The 16466-nt window shown below is 66.6% G+C and carries 18 protein-coding genes and 1 tRNA gene; 8 read left to right on the top strand and 11 right to left on the bottom strand.

Translation table 11 applies throughout. The annotated features are described in order from the left end of the window. Nucleotides 1–28 precede the first annotated feature (28 nt). On the bottom strand, nucleotides 29–487 hold the full coding sequence (locus ACQ5BL_RS01830) for a DMT family transporter (protein ID WP_243805701.1): 459 nt from the start codon (nucleotides 485–487) through the stop codon (nucleotides 29–31). An 82-nt stretch (nucleotides 488–569) separates the two neighbouring features. Here ACQ5BL_RS01830 and ACQ5BL_RS01825 point away from each other — a divergent pair, with 82 nt between their 5' ends. Then, nucleotides 570–1484: a LysR substrate-binding domain-containing protein gene (locus ACQ5BL_RS01825; RefSeq protein WP_243805703.1), complete on the top strand. Its 915-nt coding sequence runs from the start codon at nucleotides 570–572 to the stop codon at nucleotides 1482–1484. Nucleotides 1485–1488: 4 nt separating this feature from the next. Here ACQ5BL_RS01825 and ACQ5BL_RS01820 read toward each other — a convergent pair whose 3' ends face one another. Then, nucleotides 1489–2187 (bottom strand): MerR family transcriptional regulator, encoded by a 699-nt coding sequence (locus ACQ5BL_RS01820; RefSeq protein ID WP_243806123.1) that lies wholly within the window; start codon nucleotides 2185–2187, stop codon nucleotides 1489–1491. A 392-nt stretch (nucleotides 2188–2579) separates the two neighbouring features. Here ACQ5BL_RS01820 and ACQ5BL_RS01815 point away from each other — a divergent pair, with 392 nt between their 5' ends. From ACQ5BL_RS01815 to ACQ5BL_RS01800, 4 genes are all read left to right on the top strand, one after another. After that, on the top strand, nucleotides 2580–3464 hold the full coding sequence (locus ACQ5BL_RS01815; protein WP_243805705.1) for a M24 family metallopeptidase: 885 nt from the start codon (nucleotides 2580–2582) through the stop codon (nucleotides 3462–3464). Next, complete coding sequence (locus tag ACQ5BL_RS01810; protein ID WP_243805707.1) at nucleotides 3461–5233, top strand: SDR family oxidoreductase; 1773 nt, start codon at nucleotides 3461–3463, stop codon at nucleotides 5231–5233. Before ACQ5BL_RS01815 ends, ACQ5BL_RS01810 begins: the two co-directional genes overlap by 4 nt. Before the next feature lie 9 nt (nucleotides 5234–5242). Beyond that, on the top strand, nucleotides 5243–6133 hold the full coding sequence (locus tag ACQ5BL_RS01805) for a metal-dependent hydrolase (protein ID WP_243805709.1): 891 nt from the start codon (nucleotides 5243–5245) through the stop codon (nucleotides 6131–6133). Nucleotides 6134–6224: 91 nt separating this feature from the next. Further along, nucleotides 6225–7571 (top strand): NAD(P)/FAD-dependent oxidoreductase, encoded by a 1347-nt coding sequence (locus tag ACQ5BL_RS01800; RefSeq protein ID WP_243805711.1) that lies wholly within the window; start codon nucleotides 6225–6227, stop codon nucleotides 7569–7571. Between the two features lie 142 nt (nucleotides 7572–7713). Here ACQ5BL_RS01800 and rmuC read toward each other — a convergent pair whose 3' ends face one another. The 4 genes from rmuC to ACQ5BL_RS01780 form a co-directional block, all read right to left on the bottom strand. After that, nucleotides 7714–9078 (bottom strand): DNA recombination protein RmuC, encoded by a 1365-nt coding sequence (rmuC, locus tag ACQ5BL_RS01795; RefSeq protein WP_243806125.1) that lies wholly within the window; start codon nucleotides 9076–9078, stop codon nucleotides 7714–7716. Between the two features lie 590 nt (nucleotides 9079–9668). Next, nucleotides 9669–9878 (bottom strand): hypothetical protein, encoded by a 210-nt coding sequence (locus ACQ5BL_RS01790; RefSeq protein WP_207885009.1) that lies wholly within the window; start codon nucleotides 9876–9878, stop codon nucleotides 9669–9671. 76 nt (nucleotides 9879–9954) lie between these two features. Beyond that, complete coding sequence (locus ACQ5BL_RS01785; RefSeq protein WP_243805713.1) at nucleotides 9955–10725, bottom strand: RES family NAD+ phosphorylase; 771 nt, start codon at nucleotides 10723–10725, stop codon at nucleotides 9955–9957. Then, nucleotides 10726–11094 (bottom strand): antitoxin Xre/MbcA/ParS toxin-binding domain-containing protein, encoded by a 369-nt coding sequence (locus tag ACQ5BL_RS01780; RefSeq protein WP_207885011.1) that lies wholly within the window; start codon nucleotides 11092–11094, stop codon nucleotides 10726–10728. A gap of 140 nt (nucleotides 11095–11234) precedes the next feature. Between ACQ5BL_RS01780 and ACQ5BL_RS01775 the strand changes: the two genes are divergently transcribed. From ACQ5BL_RS01775 to ACQ5BL_RS01765, 3 genes are all read left to right on the top strand, one after another. Continuing rightward, nucleotides 11235–11717 (top strand): GreA/GreB family elongation factor, encoded by a 483-nt coding sequence (locus ACQ5BL_RS01775; RefSeq protein WP_243805715.1) that lies wholly within the window; start codon nucleotides 11235–11237, stop codon nucleotides 11715–11717. Between the two features lie 113 nt (nucleotides 11718–11830). Further along, on the top strand, nucleotides 11831–12175 hold the full coding sequence (locus tag ACQ5BL_RS01770) for a carboxymuconolactone decarboxylase family protein (protein ID WP_207885013.1): 345 nt from the start codon (nucleotides 11831–11833) through the stop codon (nucleotides 12173–12175). Between the two features lie 100 nt (nucleotides 12176–12275). Continuing rightward, a complete protein-coding gene (locus tag ACQ5BL_RS01765; protein ID WP_243805717.1) occupies nucleotides 12276–12650 on the top strand; it encodes a hypothetical protein in 375 nt (124 codons plus the stop codon). Nucleotides 12651–12736: 86 nt separating this feature from the next. On the opposite strand, the gene ACQ5BL_RS01760 is transcribed toward ACQ5BL_RS01765, so the two are convergent. The 5 genes from ACQ5BL_RS01760 to dapA form a co-directional block, all read right to left on the bottom strand. Beyond that, a tRNA-Ser gene (locus ACQ5BL_RS01760) sits at nucleotides 12737–12826 on the bottom strand. 93 nt (nucleotides 12827–12919) lie between these two features. After that, complete coding sequence (gene purC / locus ACQ5BL_RS01755) at nucleotides 12920–13630, bottom strand: phosphoribosylaminoimidazolesuccinocarboxamide synthase (protein WP_038803299.1); 711 nt, start codon at nucleotides 13628–13630, stop codon at nucleotides 12920–12922. Between the two features lie 30 nt (nucleotides 13631–13660). Then, complete coding sequence (locus ACQ5BL_RS01750; RefSeq protein WP_243805730.1) at nucleotides 13661–14419, bottom strand: MBL fold metallo-hydrolase; 759 nt, start codon at nucleotides 14417–14419, stop codon at nucleotides 13661–13663. Then, on the bottom strand, nucleotides 14358–15551 hold the full coding sequence (gene bamC / locus ACQ5BL_RS01745; RefSeq protein ID WP_207885016.1) for an outer membrane protein assembly factor BamC: 1194 nt from the start codon (nucleotides 15549–15551) through the stop codon (nucleotides 14358–14360). The genes ACQ5BL_RS01750 and bamC overlap by 62 nt, the downstream gene beginning before the upstream one ends. Before the next feature lie 13 nt (nucleotides 15552–15564). Next, nucleotides 15565–16443 (bottom strand): 4-hydroxy-tetrahydrodipicolinate synthase, encoded by an 879-nt coding sequence (dapA, locus tag ACQ5BL_RS01740; RefSeq protein WP_207885017.1) that lies wholly within the window; start codon nucleotides 16441–16443, stop codon nucleotides 15565–15567. Nucleotides 16444–16466 lie beyond the last annotated feature (23 nt).

Genomic DNA, 16466 nt, shown 5'->3' with positions numbered 1-16466 from the left:
CCCGCCCAACGCAGCAGCCGGCATTGCTTCAAACCACCCGCCCCCGCCACTGCAACAACACCACCCCGGCGATGATCAGCCCGACAGCCAGCACACCCTCGGGCGACAGCCGCCGCACCGGGAAACCGGCCCAGCCGAACTGGTCGCACAGCGCCGACATCAGCATCTGCCCCGCCACCACGCAGGCCAGGAAGGTCGCCGCGCCCAGTTGCGGCGCCAACATCACCGCCACCGTCAGGTAAGCCGCACCGAAGACGCCGCCCAGCCAGCCCCACCAGGGCGTGGCGGCAATGCCGGTGGCCGCAGGTAGCGGCACGCGGAAAACCAGCAGCGCGACGATCACCGCCGCGAGACTTACGCCCAGCGACGTCAGGCTGGCACTCAAGGGGTGGCCCAGTTGGCGGCCGAGCAGCGAGTTGCTGCCAGCCTGCAGGGCGACCAGCGCGCCTACACCGATGGCAGGCAGCAGAAGCAGCAGTTTCGACATCGACTTTCCTCCGTTTCTTGTCGATGCCCACAGCTTCTGCTATCCATTCGGCGCATGGAAATGAATGATCGGTACACGTGAAATGCATCCAGTTCATGACTTACGCCGCATCGACCTCAATCTGCTGGTGATCCTCGACGCCCTGCTGGACGAGCGTCACGTCTCCCGCGCGGCCGAGCGGCTGGCCATGACCCAGCCGGCGGTGAGCCACGCGCTGGGCCGCCTGCGTGACCTGCTGGACGACCCGCTGCTGGTGCGCGCCGGCAACCAGATGCAACTGACCCGCCGCGCCTTCGAACTGGCAGGACCGCTGCGGGAAATCCTCGGCGGCGTACGTCGGCTGGTGCTGGGCGATGACTTCGACCCGGCCAGCGCCGAGCTGGAGCTGCGCCTGGGCATGTCCGACTACGGCGCCTGGGTGGTGTTGCCGGCGCTGTTGCCGATCCTGCGCCGCGAGGCACCGGGCCTTCACCTGGACGTGCGCCAGGCCTCGCGCCTGGGCATGGCCGAACAGGTGGCCCGCGGCGAGCTGGACGGCGCCCTCGGTGTCTTCCCGATGCTGCCCGAGGGGCTGCGCGTGCAGCGCTTGTTCGAGGAGCGCTTCGTCTGCCTCTGCGCCATCGAGACCCTCGCCGGGCGCCAGCGGATGGAGCTGGACGATTACCTCGCCGCGCCGCACCTGCGCGTCGCGCTGCAGCAGAGCCCGGCGGAAGAGATCGACAGCCATCTGGAAAAGCTCGGCCGTCGGCGCAAGGTGGCCGCCACCGTGCCGCACTTCAGCGTTGCGCCGGGGCTGCTGGCGGGCACCGACATGGTCCTCACCATCGCCGAGCGCATGCTGCCGGACGACCTTGCGGCCCATGGGCTGGCAAGCTTCGACCCGCCAATGCAACTGGCGAGATTCGACTTCGTGCATATCTGGTCCGAGGCCAGCGAGGAAGAACCCGCGCGGCGCTGGCTGCGCGGCAAGCTGGCCCAGGCGACGGGCAGGACCTGAGCCGTTACTCCGGCGTTTCCAGCCGCCGCAGGATTTCCCCGACGCGCTCGCCGAGCATCTCGTTGGCCGAACGCTTCAGGCCGCGTGCCAACTCCACCAGCACCACCTGCTCGGCCACCGGGCGCAGGCGCTGGAAGACGTCGGCGAGGCGCTCGAGGTCCGCCGCGCCGGGCAGCAGGTCGGCGCCGGGCTTGTCCACCAGATGGGTGACCACCAGCCGCACGATGCCGGCGGCCAGGTGTTCGGTGTCGATGCGCAATACCGCCAGATGATCCAGCAGTGCCGCCAGCGGAATACCGGCGCGGTACAGCTCGACGCCAGCGTTGAACAGGCGCGGGCTGGGAATGCTGATCCGTTCGCCGTCGAAGGCCAGCAGGCCCTGTTCCAGCGCCTGGTCGATCACGGCGTCATTCAGCTCGTCGCCGAACAACGCCTGCAGGTCGCTGAACTCGATGTTGCCGGCTGTCTCCAGGTTCCACGGCCCGACTATGGCTTCGTCGAGGCCGAGCACATGGTCCAGGTCGTGGCCATGCTCCCAGCTCTGCAGCAGCTCCTTGATATTGGCGATGTTGTAGCCGCGTTCCAGCAGGCGATTGATCAGCCGCAGGCGGCGCAGGTGGCTGGCGAAGTACACCCCGGCGCGGCCTCGACGCTCGGGCGGCGGCAGCAGGCCGCGATCCTGGTAGGCGCGCAGGTTGCGCACGGTGCTGCCGGCCTCGCGGGCCAGTTCGTCCACCGTGTACTCGCGCTCGTCGTCCGGCGCCGAGCGGACATCGTCCGGACGCTGGAGCAGGCGCTGCAGCAGGTTCAGGGGTGTGCTCATGGGCGCGATGATAGCCATCGCCGACGCCACGCCACAATCCAAAGCACTAATCCCTTGGTGATCCGCCGCACAGCCCGGCGGCCCAACCAAAGACGGGAACTGCGCCCGCCCGATTTTCCCCTTCCGCCCACAAGCCGCGCCAGCAGCGGGTTGTCCGCCCGGTAACACTCCAGCCCCGTCGCGCACGGCATGGCGCAACGCCCGCCGATGGGTCAGCATCGATTGTGACATCGACCGATGTAAAGATAACAACAACCAGCCTGGAGAAAGTCATGTCCCAAGGCGCCTGGGTGCCCACTCCCGAAGACCTGCGGCACTTCCGCGAGATTCAGCAACTGGCCTACCGCTGCTGCGAAACCATTGCCGGCGAACTGCGCCCGGGCATCAGCGAGCGCGAGACCGCCGCCCTGATGAAGACCTGGCTGCTCGATCATGGCGTGCGCGACTGGTTCCACCAGCCCTTCGCCTGGTTCGGCCCGCGCACTTCGTTCAAGGGCTTCGACGGCCTGCGCCACCTGGGCGGCTTCAACCTGGCCTTCTACCCCGGCAAGCAGCGCCTGGAAGAAGGCATGCCCTTCATCCTCGACTGCGCGCCGACCCTGGGCGCCTACACCGCCGACGTCGGCTACTCCGGTGCGCTGGGCCACAACCTGCTGGTGGAGCGCCTGATGGACGACCTGCTGGCGCACCGTAACCTGATCGTCGAACAGGTGCGCCAGCGTCTGCCGCTGGCCGAGGTCAGCCAGTCCGTGGACCGCCTCTGCCAGCGCCAGGGCACCTTGCCCCGGCACAAGGCCTATCCCTTCGAAGTGCTGGCCCACCGCGTGGAAAAACTCGGCGCGCGCAACAGCGGTCCCTCGCTGGCCCGCTTCGGCGTGCGCAACATCGCCACGTTGATGAAGAACGCCCTGATCACCGGCCGCCGCGAAGGCTGGTCGCCGCTGTGGTCGAGCAACGACCGCTCGCAGCACGCTCCGACACCCGGCCTCTGGGCGGTCGAGCCGCACCTGGGCCTGCGCGGCGTGGGCGCCAAGTTCGAAGAGCTGCTGGTGGTGACCGAGGACGATGCCTACTGGCTGGACGACGACCTGCCCCACGTGCGCCGCTGGATCGCCCGAGGCCTGGTCAGCGTCCCGGCGCGAAGGGAGGTGGCATGAACGCGATGCTGGAGAACCCGCTGCCAACACCCGAACGCCTGGAGGTGCAGTCCGGCAACGTGCGCCTGGCGGTCTGGCGCTGGGGCGAAGCGCACCTGCCGATGCTGCTGTTCGTCCACGGCTACCCGGACAACCACGAAGTCTGGCTGCCGCTGATCCGCCGCCTGGCCGGACGCTTCCAGCTGGTGGCCTACGACGTGCGCGGCGCTGGTGAATCGGACAAGCCGCGCAAGACCCGCGACTATCGCCTGGAGCTGCTCAGCCAGGACCTCAAGGCCGTACTCGATGCGGTCAGCCCGCAACGCGCGGTGCATCTGGTGGCCCACGACTGGGGCTCGATCCAGACCTGGGAAAGCGTCACCGATCCGCAGCTGCGCGCACGCATCGCCTCCTACACCAGCGTCTCCGGCCCGTGCCTGGACCACGTCGGCTTCTGGATGCGCGACCGCCTGCGCCGCAGGACGCCGCGCGCGCTGCTGCAGATGGCCAGCCAGCTGCTGCACTCCTGGTACATCTACTACTTCCACCTGCCGCTGCTGCCATCGCTGTCCTGGCGCTTCGGCGCGGCGAAGGCCTGGCCGCAGTACCTGCGCAAGGTCGAAGGCATCCGCAACCCGGCACGCAACCCGCACCAGGCCAGCGACGGCGAGCACGGCGTGAAGCTCTACCGGGCCAACTTCATCACCTCGATCTTCAAGCCGCGCAAGCGCCACACCGAGGTGCCGGTGCAACTCATCGTGCCGACCCGCGACCGCTACGTCGGCCAGCAACTGTTCCAGCAACTCTCGCTGTGGGCACCGCGCCTGTGGCGTCGCGACGTCACCGCCGGGCACTGGCAACTGCTCGCCGAGCCAACCCAGCTGGGCACCTGGATCGACGAATTCGTCAGCCACATCGAGGGCGGCGAAGCCACGCCGGAACTGCAGCGCGCCGCGCTGAAACCCGGCGCCGGCCCCTTCGCCGGCAAGCTGGTGGTGGTCACCGGCGCGGGCGGCGGCATCGGCCGCTCGACCCTGCTGAGCTTCGCCGAACGCGGCGCCAGCGTGCTGGCCGCGGACATCGACCCGGCCGCCGCCGAACGCAGTGCCGAACTGGCCCGTGCGGTCGGCGCCAGCGCCTACAGCTACTGCGTGGACGTGGGCGACAGCGCGGCCATGGAACATTTCGCCCAGTGGGTGAAGAGCAGCCTCGGCGTGCCCGACGTGGTGGTCAGCAATGCCGGCATCGGCATGGCCGGGCCGATGCTCAAGACCACCCCGGAGGAATGGGAGCGCCTGCTGCGCATCAACCTGTGGAGCGTGATCGACGGTTGCCGGCTGTTCGGCAGGCAGATGGTCGAGAGCGGCAAGCCGGGGCACCTGGTCAACGTCGCTTCCGGTGTGGCCTTCGCACCGTCGCGCAACTATCCGGCCTACGCCACCAGCAAGGCGGCGGTGCTGATGCTCAGCGAGTGCCTGCGCGCCGAGCTGGCGGGCAATGGCATCGGCGTCAGCGCGGCGTGCCCGGGCTTCGTCGATACCGGCATCGTCCAGGCCACGCGCTTCGCCGGGCTGGATGACGAACAACAGGCCAAGCACCGCGCCAAAGTGCAGCGCTTCTACCGTCGGCGCCGGCTCAGCCCGGACACCGTCGGCGAGCGCATCGCCCGCGCGGTGCAGCGCAACCAGCCGGTGGTGAAGGTCGGCAGCGAAGTACACCTGGGCGCCCTGCAATGGCGCTTCATGCCCTGGCTGTCACGCCTGTTCGCCCGCCTCAACCTGACTGCCTGAGGGATTTCCATGAACGACCATCACCACAAGCTGGTGCAACGCAAGGTGCAGTTCGACTACAGCGACTCGCCGCTGCACTGGATTCCCGGCGAGCCCGAGGCATCGCACGTGGTCAACGTCATCCACATGATGCTGCCGGCCGGCGAACTGTGGTTCTGCCGGCTGTACAACAAGGCGCTGCCCTTCGTGAAGGAAGGCAACCTGCGCGACGACGTGCAAGGCTTCATCCGCCAGGAAGCGATGCACGCCCGCGCCCACAGCGGTGCGCTGGAACGCTACCTGAGCCACCACGGCATCGACTCGACGCGCTACCTGAAGGTCATGGACTACCTGTTCGAGCAACTGCTCAGCGACACGCCGCTGGGCCTCACCCTGTTCAACCGCAGCGCCTGGCTCAGGCGCTGGTGGATAGGCCAGCGCTGCGCCATCGTCGCGGCGGTGGAGCATTTCACCTGCGTGCTCGGCAAATGGATTCTCGAAGCGGACGCGCTGGACCGCGCCAAGGCCGACCCGGTGCTGCTGGACCTGTTCCGCTGGCACGGCGCCGAAGAGGTGGAGCACCGCAACGTCGCCCACGACCTGCACGTGCACCTGGGTGGCAGCTTCGTCAGCCGTCAGCTGTGGATGTTCGTGGTGTGGCCGCTGATCATCTACCTCTTCGCCTTCGGCACCCGCACCTTGTCGCGGCAGGACCCGAGCATCGCCAAGCCACGCTCCTTCGCCGCCATCTGGCTCGATGGTTCGCGCAATGGCGTGCTGCCGAAGATCAGCTCCGTGGCCACCAGCTTCCTGCGCTACTTCAAGCCCTGGTACCACCCGGACCACGAAGCCAATACCCAGGAAGCGCTGGACTACCTGGCCCGCTCGCCGGCCGCCAGCCGGGCCGCGCGCGCCTCATAAGAGCTCCTGCCCGCGTGCCCGCGCAGTGGTCGCGCGGCGCACGCCAATCGCATACTGCGGCATCCGTCACTCGATACAGGGATGCCGCCGTATGCCGATGGGAACCTACCCGCTTCACCCCGCCCTCTCCTCCCGCGTGGAGCGCCTGCCGGAACAGGTCGACGTGGTCATCGCCGGCAGCGGCATCATGGGTTGCGCCACCGCCTGGTACCTCGCCGGCCAGGGCATGAGCGTGCTGGTACTGGACAAGGCCGGCATCGCCAGCCAGCAATCCACCCGCGCCTGGGGCTTCGTCCGCCAGCAGGCGCGCGACCCGGCGGAAGTGCCGCTGATGATGGCGGCCATCCCGCTGTGGGAGCGTCTGGAAGCCGAGCTGCAACTGCCGCTGGAATGGCGCCAGGGCGGCTGCCTGTATCTCGCCGAGACTCCGGAACAACAGCACAAGTACGCGGACTGGCTGAAGGTAGCCGCCAACTTCGGCCTCGGCACCCGCCTGCTCAGTCGCACCGAAGTCGCCCAGTTGATGCCGGCGCTGGCCGATCCCGCGCTCGGCGCCCTGTACACCGCCAACGACGGCCAGGCCGAACCTCGCCGCGTCGCGCCCGGCTATGCCCTGCGCGCCATCGAGCGCGGCGCACTGTTCGTCGAGGGCTGCGGCGTCACCGGCATCGACCGCGCCGCTGGCGCCGTCTGCGGCGTGCAGACCGAGCGCGGCTATGTAAAGACCCAGCACTTGCTGGTCTGCGCCGGTGCCAGCAGTTGGCGCCTGGTGCAAAGCCTCGGCCTGGAACTGCCACAGCAGGCCGTGCGCTGCACCGTTTCACGCACCAGCCCCGGCCCGGACGTTGGCGCGCAGAGCTTCATCGGCCACGGCATCGGCTTCCGCCAGCGCGCCGACGGCAGCCTCAACCTCGCCGACGAAACCCAGGCCGACATCGACCTCAGCCTCGACTACCTGCGCGGCGCCAAACATTACCTGCCGCATCTGCCGGCCAACCGCGCGAGCTTCTCCTTCAAGCTCAACGGTGCCCTGCTCCACGACCTTTGCCAGCGCCTGCCGGGCTCGGAGCGCAGCGTGAACGGTCCGGTACTCGGCGAGCGCGATCCGCAGGTGAAGGTGAATACCTCCCGCGTGTTCGCGGCACAGAAGAATCTGGCCAAGGCTTTCCCGGCACTGCGCGACGTGAAGGTGGTGGAAAGCTGGGCGGGACTGATCGACGTGCTGCCCGACGGCATCCCGGTGCTCGACGCTCCGGCGGAAGTACCAGGGCTGCTGGTCGCCACCGGGTTCTGCGGGCATGGCTTTGCGATGGGGCCCATTGTCGGCCAGCTGATGAGCGAATGGATTCTGAAGGGTGAGCCGGGGATGGATCTACATGCCTTCAGGCTGCGGCGCTTTGCCGATGGCACGGCGGGTAAACCCTACTCGCTGTTCTGAAGGATTGTTCTTTGTAGGAACGAGGGGGACGCCTAGTTCTTGCTCGCGAACCGCAACCGCTCCGAAACTCACCGTAGGAGCGCGCCATGCGCGCGATCGCGGGCATGGCCCGCTCCTACAGGGGGATGGGTGTTCAGCCGCGCTACTCGCCCTCTTCTACCACCGGCGAATCATCACTCAACGCTCGCTCCAGCCAATCCGTCGGCAGGCTCTTGCTCGCCCGCGCGCCGAGCAGCTTCACCTGCTCCGCCCGGCTGATCAGGTTGCCGCGCCCTTCGCTGAGCTTGTTGCGCGCCGACGCATAGGCCTTGTCCAGCTGTTGCAGGCGGGTGCCCATCTCGTCCAGATCCTGCACGAAGAGCACGAACTTGTCGTACAGCGCCCCGGCGCGCTCGGCGATCTCACGGGCGTTCTGGTTCTGCCGCTCCTGGCGCCACAGGCTGTCGATCACCCGCAACGTCGCCAGCAGGGTGGTCGGGCTGACGATCACGATATTGCGCTCGAAGGCCTCCTGGAACAGGTTCGGCTCGGCCTGCAGCGCCGCCGAGAAGGCCGCCTCGATCGGCATGAACAGCAGCACGAAGTCGAGGCTGTGCAAGCCTTCGAGGCGCCGGTAATCCTTACCGGAAAGCCCCTTCACATGGTTGCGCAGGGACAGCACGTGGGCTTTGAGCGCCTGCTGGCGGATCACCTCGTCCTCAGCGGCAATGAACTGCTGGTAGGCGGTCAGGCTGACCTTGGCGTCCACCACCACCTGCTTGTCGCCGGGCAGGCGGATCAGCACGTCGGGCTGGAAGCGCTCGCCGTCCGGCGCGCGCAGGCTGACCTGGGTCTCGTACTCGCGGCCCTTCTCCAGGCCGGCGTGTTCCAGAACGCGCTCCAGTACCAGTTCGCCCCAGTTGCCCTGGGTTTTCTGGCCCTTCAGCGCGCGGGTCAGGTTGGTGGCTTCCTCGCCCAGGCGCAGGTTGAGCTGCTGCAGGCGCTCCAGTTCCTTCGTCAGCGAGAAGCGCTCGCGGGCCTCGGCCTGGTAGCTCTCCTCCACGCGTTTCTCGAACGACTGGATGCGCTCCTTCAGCGGGTCGAGCAACTGCCCCAGGCGCTGCTGGCTGGACTCGGCGAAGCGCTGTTCGCGCTCGTCGAAGATCTTCCCGGCCAGCTCGGCGAACTGTGCGCGCAGCTCATCCCGCGCCGATTGCAGATCGCCCAGGCGCTGCTGGTGGTTCTCCTGCTGCTCGCGCAGCTCGGCGGACAAGGCCGCATGTTCGGCGGACAGGCGCCGCAGCTCGGCTTCCTTGTCCGCGCGCTCGGCCTGCCAGTCCTGCTCGGCAGCGCCCAGGCGCTCACGCTCCTGCTTGCCCAGCTCAACCTCGCGGCGCAATGCGGCGGATTCGGCGGACAATTCGCCATGCCGGCTGCTCAGGCGCTGGAAGGCCTCGCGATCCGCCTCGGCCTGGGCCGACAAGCCGTCCTGCGCGAGCTGCGCATTGGCCAGGCGCTCGCGCAGCAGGGTCGCCTCCTGCTCCGCTGCGACACGCTGCGACTGCAGGCGCCAGGCCAGAGCCGCCAGGGGCAACAGGCCGGCAAGCGCACCCAGCAACAGGGCGGAGAGATCGAGGGGCATGCGGGACTCCGGGGTGTGACAAACAATCGCGCAATACTAACAGCGGCCACCCGGAGACGCTCCGTCACCTGTAAAGGCCCTGGAACAAGGGCTCCTGAGCAAGCGCTCGGGACAATCCACAGAAGCTGTGGATAACTTGGTGGAAAACGTGATGAAAAAGGGCCCCACCCCCAGTCAGACGTGGGCGCGTGACAGATTGGCGATTTTTTCACCAACTGAAATTTTCCTTATTTTTCAATTAGTTAAAAAACGCAAGAGAAACAAGCAAGTGGCTAAATGCAATATTGCAGGGGCTTGACAGCGCGCATCGGCGTTGTGCACAAGTGCGCACCAGGGTGCAGCCGACCGCCCCGTTCGAGGGCAGCGGAAAGGAGGGGGTGGAGCGGGAAGCGAACGGCAATCGAATCAGCCAGGCGATGCCCGTGCCGACATCCGGATCGTCCGGAGAGAGTTTGCTGGGTTGAGGATCAGCCGTCTCATGCCCACTCCACGCGCCGGGCACGCCGCCGCTCGGAACGCACGACAGTGGGCGGATTGGGCAACGGAGCCAGCTGCCGCTCGGCAGCGCAGGCCCGCGCGAACGCACGCTCTGCCGCGCCGCGGCTATCGCAATCGAGGAAGAACTGATTCAGGTAGACCCGCCAGCGACGACTGTCGCTGGGGTGGATGGCTATCCGTATATCCATGGTGAGGCACTCCCTGCGTGACCATCCCGCACCTTACACCGATGCCCGCGACCTCATGCCGCGGCACGACAAACGGTCAGGCCGGATACGGCAGGTATCCATCCACCAGGAACTGCGTGCGCGGGAACAGGCGCGGCGTGTCCGGCACCTGGGCGTGCTTGAAAGCCACGTACTCCGCCGTGGTTTCGCACAGCCAGGGCATCAGGTTGCGCGGACGCTTCTCGGCGAAGGCCGACGGCGCGAACAGCGCCACGTTCACCCCACCATGCGGACAGCGTGCAGAGCGGTACTCGAACGCCTCCACTCCGGCCTCGCGCATCGCACTGCCCAGGCCCTGGGCAACGCGGTAGTCCGACGGATCGCGCAGCGCCGCTTCGTACTCGCGGAACGGCGGCAACTGCAGGCGCACGCCGCGCTGCACCCGGAAGCGCGCCTCGAAGGACGAGTGCTCCGAAAGAATCCGCCCGCTCGGTGGCGGCGTCGCCATCCCCTCCCACAGCACGAAGCGGTAGAAGGCCGACTCCGCCATTGCCGTGTCGAGCTTCAAGGCTGCGTAGAACAGGCTCGGCTCATGCCGCCGACCGAAACGCGAGCCCCAGCGCAACGGTGGATAACGGAACGGCGTCTTCAATAGATAGTGCAGATGCTCGGCGGGCGGCGGCACGCGCGGCTTGCTGGTTTCCAGCAACTCCTCCAGCAGCGCCTGCTCGGCCAGGGTGTCCACCAGTTGCAACGTGGCGACCTGGCCCTGGCTCTCCACCAGACGCACCAGGCGCCCATGGATGGGGCTGACGACCGACTCGGCCTCATGTTCGGCCCAGATGCGGGCGCCCGTGCTGAAGGACATTCAGACCTTGCCCCGAATGGCGTCCAGGTACTCGACCACCGCCACCAGCCCCTGCACCTGCTCCATCAGCTGCAGCGGCACACCGCTCAGGTGACGGTTCTCGGTACGCAGGAAGTGGCGCATATCTTCGAGATTACCGCCGAACAGGGCGAACAACGCGCGATAGACGCGCACCAGCAGCAGGGCCAGCTCGCCGGTCTTGCTGTCCACCCGCAGGCCACCTTGCTTCCAGCGGCTGACGGCGCTACGTTCCACCCCGACGATCGCCGCCAGCTCCTGCTGGGTCATCGCCAGATGTTCGCGAGCCGTGAGTACCGCCTTGGCCAGTACGGCATCGGCTGCGGGGCTTTCGCGTAACAGGGCGCTCATGGCGATCTCCTCATCGTGAACTTTCAGCAAATATACCACTGAATGCTGATAAAACACGAACCAGACAATTCCTCTCAGCCCCTGTCGCCCCACGGCGGCAAAGCCCGCAGAATACACAGCCCGACCGACGACACCCCGTGATGAACAAGCAGCAGGTCTACCAACAGATTCTCGCCAGGCTCGCGCAAGACCTGGAAATCGCCGTGCGCGCCGCCAGGACAGCCCACGAAACGGCCACCCACGAAGAAAACATCGCCGAAAACAAGTACGACACCCTCGGCCTCGAAGCGGCCTATCTCGCCGCCGGTCAGTCGCGCCGTGTCGAGGAGATCCGCCAGGCGCTGTCCCTGTTCGAGAACCTGCAGCTGCGCGACTTCGACGAGCAATCCGGCATCCAGACCAGCGCCCTGGTGGAGCTGATCAACGACAGCGGCCAGCAGCGCTGGGTCTTCCTCGGCCCCGATGCCGCCGGCCTGAAGGTGCAGCACGAGGGCAGCGAGATCCTCGTCATCACCAGCCGCGCACCGCTGGGCAACGCCCTGCTCCACCGCGTGCCCGGCGACGAACTGGAGATCGGCCAGGGCAGTGCCCGCCAGCGCTACGAAATTCTCGACGCCTACTGATCGCTCCGGGCGGGATAAAAAACGAGCGGAACGGACAATACCCAGCCGACCGGCTGACGCAGACTAAGCTTCAAGGCCAAACCCATCCCTCCCTGGCCTCAAGGAGAAGCACCATGCTGTTCAACTGGTCCGAATACGTCCCCGCCGTGAAAAAAGCCTTTGGCGCCCTGGGCAAGAAGCACCCGAAAATGATCGCCGCCTACCAGGCCCTCGACGCTGCGGCCGCCGACGGTGATGCGCTGGATGCCAAGACCCGCGAGCTGATCTCCATGGCCGTGGCCATCACCACCCGCTGCGACGGCTGCATCGGAGTACACGCCGAGGCCGCACGCCGGGCCGGCGCCACCGAAGCCGAAGTCGCCCAGGCCCTGGCCACCGCCATTGCCATGAACGCCGGCGCCGCGTACGTCTATTCCCTGCGCGCCATGGAAGCCTTCGAGTCCTCCGCCCAGAAATAAGCCCACGCCCGCGACGCTGCCTCGGCGTCGCGGGCCCGCCTCTTTCCTGATCGGCAGCGATGGAGTATCAGTGGGGTTCGCCCACCCACCGCCAGCCCCCATGCCCCATACACCCACTCACCTCAGCGCCTGGAAACTCATTCTCAGCATCGCCGCCGGCATCTGGCTCGGCTGCATGGCCGTGGCCGCCACCGGCTGGCTGATCTATCGTGCGTATCCTCCCCTCCTGGCCAGCCATCCCGCCCCACCACCAGCGACACCTCCCGCGACTCCTCCCACTTCACGCAGCAGTGAAGAGATGTTCCGGCAGTACCAGCAACGCCAGCAGACCGTGCAGGAACAACAGAATCGCGAGGTCGAAAAAGCGGAGCAGGACAAACGCTTCAACAGCGCGCCCTGCCAGTTCTGGCGGCAGCAGTATCAGGCGGAGCCTACAGAGCGGAATCGGGAGAAGATGGATGGGTATTGCGGGTGATTGAGGCGGCAGGCTGGAAACTACCGGAGCGGAAAAGACAAAACCCCTGAAACGCTAGGCATTTCAGGGGTTTTGGCCATATGTAATGGCGGAGAGATAGGGATTTGAACCCTAGGAGCCATTGCTGACTCAACGGATTTCGAATCCGTCCCGTTCGACCACTCCGGCATCTCTCCGTGCGGCGCGCATGATACCAGCTTGAAGTCCGAAGGCGAAGCCCTGTTTTGGATTTTTTTGCGTGGTATCAGGCGCTTGCGTGAATTCGCCTATTAGAGCGGCACGCCGAGACGGTGAGCGACTTCTTCGTAGGCTTCGATCACGTCGCCCAGGCCCTGGCGGAAGCGGTCCTTGTCCATCTTCTTGCGGGTTTCCTTGTCCCACAGGCGGCAGCCGTCCGGGCTGAATTCATCGCCCAGGACGATCTTGCCGTGGAACAGGCCGAACTCGAGCTTGAAGTCCACCAGCAGCAGGCCGGCGTCGTCGAACAGCTTGCTCAGCACTTCGTTGACCTTGAAGGAGTAGGCCTTCATTTCGGCCAGCTGCTCCAGGGTCGCCCAGCCGAAGGCCTGGACGTGGGATTCGTTGATGAAGGGGTCGCCCAGGGCGTCGTTCTTCAGGAACAGTTCGAAGGTCGGCGGGGTGAGCTGCAGGCCCTCTTCCACGCCCAGGCGGCGCACCAGGCTGCCGGCGGCATAGTTACGCACGACGCACTCGACCGGGATCATGGCGAGCTTCTTGACCAGCACTTCGTTGTCCGACAGCAGGGCGTCGAACTGGGTGGGGATGCCGGCGGCTTCGAGCTTCTGCATGATGAAGGCGTTGAACTTGTTGTTCACCATGCCTTTGCGGTCGAGCTGTTCGATGCGCTTGCCGTCGAACGCCGAGGTGTCGTTGCGGAACAGCAGGACGAGGCGGTCGGCGTCATCGGTGGTGTAAACCGACTTGGCCTTGCCGCGATACAGTTCTTCGCGTTTTTCCATGATGGGCTCCGCTTGCTTGAATGGATGGGCTCAGGCGATGGTGCGCCAGTCGAGTCCCGAATGCTGATCGGCCACCTGCAGCCAGTCCGGGTCGCACCCTAAGGTGTCGACGAAGCTTTGCCGGGCCAGCTGCGGCGAGTTGTTCTTTTCGCTGAGATGCGCCAGCACCAGGTGCTGCAGGCTTTCCCAGCCCAGCTGGGCCACGAGTTCCGCGGCCTGCCGGTTGTTCAAATGTCCCCACTGGCCGCCAACGCGGGCTTTGAGTGGGTAGGGATACGGACCGCGGGCCAGCATGTCGGTATCGTGGTTTGCCTCGATGATCAACGCATCGAGCCCACGATAGCACTCCAGCACCTGCGCCGTGGCGGCCCCCAGATCGGTGAGCTGGCCAAAGCGCTTCCGGCCATCGGAAAACACGTACTGCAGGGGCTCCCGCGCATCGTGGGAGACGCTCACCGCAGTGACTTCCAGGTCTTTCAGTACCAGGCGGTCGCCGCCCTTGAGCAGTCCCGCCGGCGTCACCGGCTTGCGCATTCCCTGCAGGGTGCCGGCGCTGAGGTACACGGGTATTCGATGGTGCCGGGCCAGCAGTTCGACGCCGTTGATGTGATCGGAGTGCTCGTGCGTGACAAGGACCGCATCCAGCTGCCCGGGCTCTATGCCCAGGCGCGCCAGACGGCGGATGGTTTCACGCAGCGGGAAGCCGCAATCGATCAGTATCCGGGTGTCAGAACTGCTCACCAAGGCCGAATTGCCCCGGCTTCCGCTCCCCAGGACCGCGAAGTGCATTCCGCATACTCTCCTGGAGTTTTTCCAGCACGCCCTGCGCCACGTCAGCCGGCGCGGAGGTGTTGATGTCTTTGTCGACGGTGATCTGCACCGTGTTGTTCACGCTGGTCAGGCGAAGCTGGTAGCGCTGCGCCTTGGCGTCTTCCTCTTCCTTGGTCTTCTCGCCGCCGCCGAACAGGCTGCGGAAGAAGCCAGGCTTGTCTTCGTCCTTCTTCTTCGCGCCTTCGGCGATGTTGACGTAGTACACGCCCAGGCTGCGGTTGAGGTCGTCGACGCGGATGTCGGCGCGATCCAGTGCGCGGCCGACGCTGACCCAGGCGCGGTCGAAGTCGGAGCTCACGGTGAGTACCGGGTTGCCGCTGCCGTCCTTGCTCAGCTCGGCAGTACCGGGCGTGTCGTATTCGGAGTGCGCGGCGAGCAGGGAAACGGAGCCGCCCTTCTCGGCGCTGGTGGCCATGCTGGCGAGCATTTCGTCGAGCAGCGCGGCATCCAGGCTCGGCACCATCGGCTTGGCCGGCCAGTCGGCGCTGGCGGTGCTGCCGGCCGGACGGGTTTCGCTCAGTACGTAGACTTCGCTGGTGTTGGTTTCCACGCCCGGCTCGATGCGCACACGCACACGCGCTTCGCTGTCGGGCTCGACGCCGGAGACACGGCTGCTCAGGCGGCGCGCCAGGGGCGCGGAGAGCTGCGAGAGCGGCTGCCAGTTGGTGCTGAACTCGCCAGTCTGCGGACGCTCGTTGGCGATGGAGAAGCCGTTGTCCTGGAAGAACTGGTGGGCGACCGGCCAGACTTCGGCCGGCGGACGCTGGGCGATCAGCCAGCGCGAGTCGCCGCTCTTCTGCAGGCTGAAGTCGCTGACTTCTGCGCCGGCACCGGCCAGGGGCTGCGGACGCGGCACCTCGAACTCACCTTCCTTCTCGGTGCTGGTGGCGACGTTCATCGGAATCGGCAGCAGCGGGTCGAGCGGCTTGCTCTGCAGGCCTTCGGGCACTTTCATCGGCGCGGTTTCGCGGGCGTTGAGGTAATCATCGCCACGGTCGCGGAAGTAGCCATCCGGGCCCCACAGCCAGCCGCAGCCGGAGGTGTTGCCGATGACCAGGGCGAGCGCAGTCAGTCCTGCCAGTCGCTTCATGCGGGAAAGCTCCTTAAGCCAGCACGCCGGTCTGGCGCATGGCCTGACGCAGCGGTTCGTGGCAACGCGGGCTGAGCCAGGTCAGGGGCAGGCGGATACCTTCGGGGATCAGACCCATTTCGTGCAGGGCGAACTTCACCGGAATCGGGTTGGACTCGATGAACAGGGCCTTGTGCAGCGGCATCAGGCGGTCGTTGATGGCGCGGGCGGCGGCGGCATCGCCACGCATGGCGGCGGCGCACAGGTCGCTCATGGCGCGCGGGGCGACGTTGGCGGTCACCGAGATGTTGCCCTTGCCGCCCATCAGCATCAGTTCGACGGCGGTGGCGTCGTCACCGGAGTAGACGAGGAAGTCCTTGCCGACGCGATCCAGCACTTCCTTGCCGCGCTGCAGGTCACCGGTGGCTTCCTTGATACCGACGATGTTCGGCACCTTGGCCAGGCGCTCGACGGTCTCCGGCAGCATGTCGCAGGCGGTACGGCCCGGCACGTTGTAGAGGATCTGCGGGATGGCCACGGCTTCGGCGATGTGGCGGAAGTGCTGGTACAGGCCTTCCTGGGTCGGCTTGTTGTAGTACGGGGTCACCAGCAGGCAAGCGTCGGCGCCGCCGCTCTTGGCGGCCTCGGTCAGCTCGACCGCTTCGCGGGTGGAGTTGGCGCCGGTACCGGCGATCACCGGAATGCGGCCATTGACCTGGTCGACCACGCGACGGATCACGTCCAGGTGTTCGCTCACGTCGAGCGTGGCGGACTCACCCGTGGTGCCGACCGCAACGATGGCGTTGGTGCCTTCCTGCAGGTGGAAGTCCACCAGCTTCGCGAGGCTGTCCCAATCCAGTCGACCCTGAGCATCGAAGGGGGTGACCAGCGCCACCATACTGCCCGCAATCATGCAACCGCTCCTGCCGGAAAAAG

The sequence above is a fragment of the Pseudomonas sp. B1-22 genome (assembly GCF_050474425.1).
In the GTDB taxonomy this organism is placed as follows: domain Bacteria; phylum Pseudomonadota; class Gammaproteobacteria; order Pseudomonadales; family Pseudomonadaceae; genus Pseudomonas.
This window is presented reverse-complemented; position numbering and strand designations above follow the sequence as displayed.

Excerpts from the sequence above, each read along its gene's own strand:
- bamC (WP_207885016.1), bottom strand. The coding sequence starts at position 15,551 with ATGAAGCGACTGGCAGGACTGACTGCGCTCGCCCTGGTCATCGGCAAC.
- ACQ5BL_RS01790 (WP_207885009.1), bottom strand. The coding sequence starts at position 9,878 with ATGGATATACGGATAGCCATCCACCCCAGCGACAGTCGTCGCTGGCGG.
- ACQ5BL_RS01810 (WP_243805707.1), top strand. The coding sequence starts at position 3,461 with ATGAACGCGATGCTGGAGAACCCGCTGCCAACACCCGAACGCCTGGAG.
- ACQ5BL_RS01770 (WP_207885013.1), top strand. The coding sequence starts at position 11,831 with ATGCTGTTCAACTGGTCCGAATACGTCCCCGCCGTGAAAAAAGCCTTT.
- ACQ5BL_RS01830 (WP_243805701.1), bottom strand. The coding sequence starts at position 487 with ATGTCGAAACTGCTGCTTCTGCTGCCTGCCATCGGTGTAGGCGCGCTG.
- purC (WP_038803299.1), bottom strand. The coding sequence starts at position 13,630 with ATGGAAAAACGCGAAGAACTGTATCGCGGCAAGGCCAAGTCGGTTTAC.
- dapA (WP_207885017.1), bottom strand. The coding sequence starts at position 16,443 with ATGATTGCGGGCAGTATGGTGGCGCTGGTCACCCCCTTCGATGCTCAG.
- ACQ5BL_RS01825 (WP_243805703.1), top strand. The coding sequence starts at position 570 with ATGCATCCAGTTCATGACTTACGCCGCATCGACCTCAATCTGCTGGTG.
- ACQ5BL_RS01765 (WP_243805717.1), top strand. The coding sequence starts at position 12,276 with ATGCCCCATACACCCACTCACCTCAGCGCCTGGAAACTCATTCTCAGC.
- ACQ5BL_RS01775 (WP_243805715.1), top strand. The coding sequence starts at position 11,235 with ATGAACAAGCAGCAGGTCTACCAACAGATTCTCGCCAGGCTCGCGCAA.
- ACQ5BL_RS01800 (WP_243805711.1), top strand. The coding sequence starts at position 6,225 with ATGCCGATGGGAACCTACCCGCTTCACCCCGCCCTCTCCTCCCGCGTG.
- ACQ5BL_RS01815 (WP_243805705.1), top strand. The coding sequence starts at position 2,580 with ATGTCCCAAGGCGCCTGGGTGCCCACTCCCGAAGACCTGCGGCACTTC.
- ACQ5BL_RS01780 (WP_207885011.1), bottom strand. The coding sequence starts at position 11,094 with ATGAGCGCCCTGTTACGCGAAAGCCCCGCAGCCGATGCCGTACTGGCC.
- ACQ5BL_RS01805 (WP_243805709.1), top strand. The coding sequence starts at position 5,243 with ATGAACGACCATCACCACAAGCTGGTGCAACGCAAGGTGCAGTTCGAC.
- ACQ5BL_RS01785 (WP_243805713.1), bottom strand. The coding sequence starts at position 10,725 with ATGTCCTTCAGCACGGGCGCCCGCATCTGGGCCGAACATGAGGCCGAG.
- ACQ5BL_RS01750 (WP_243805730.1), bottom strand. The coding sequence starts at position 14,419 with ATGCACTTCGCGGTCCTGGGGAGCGGAAGCCGGGGCAATTCGGCCTTG.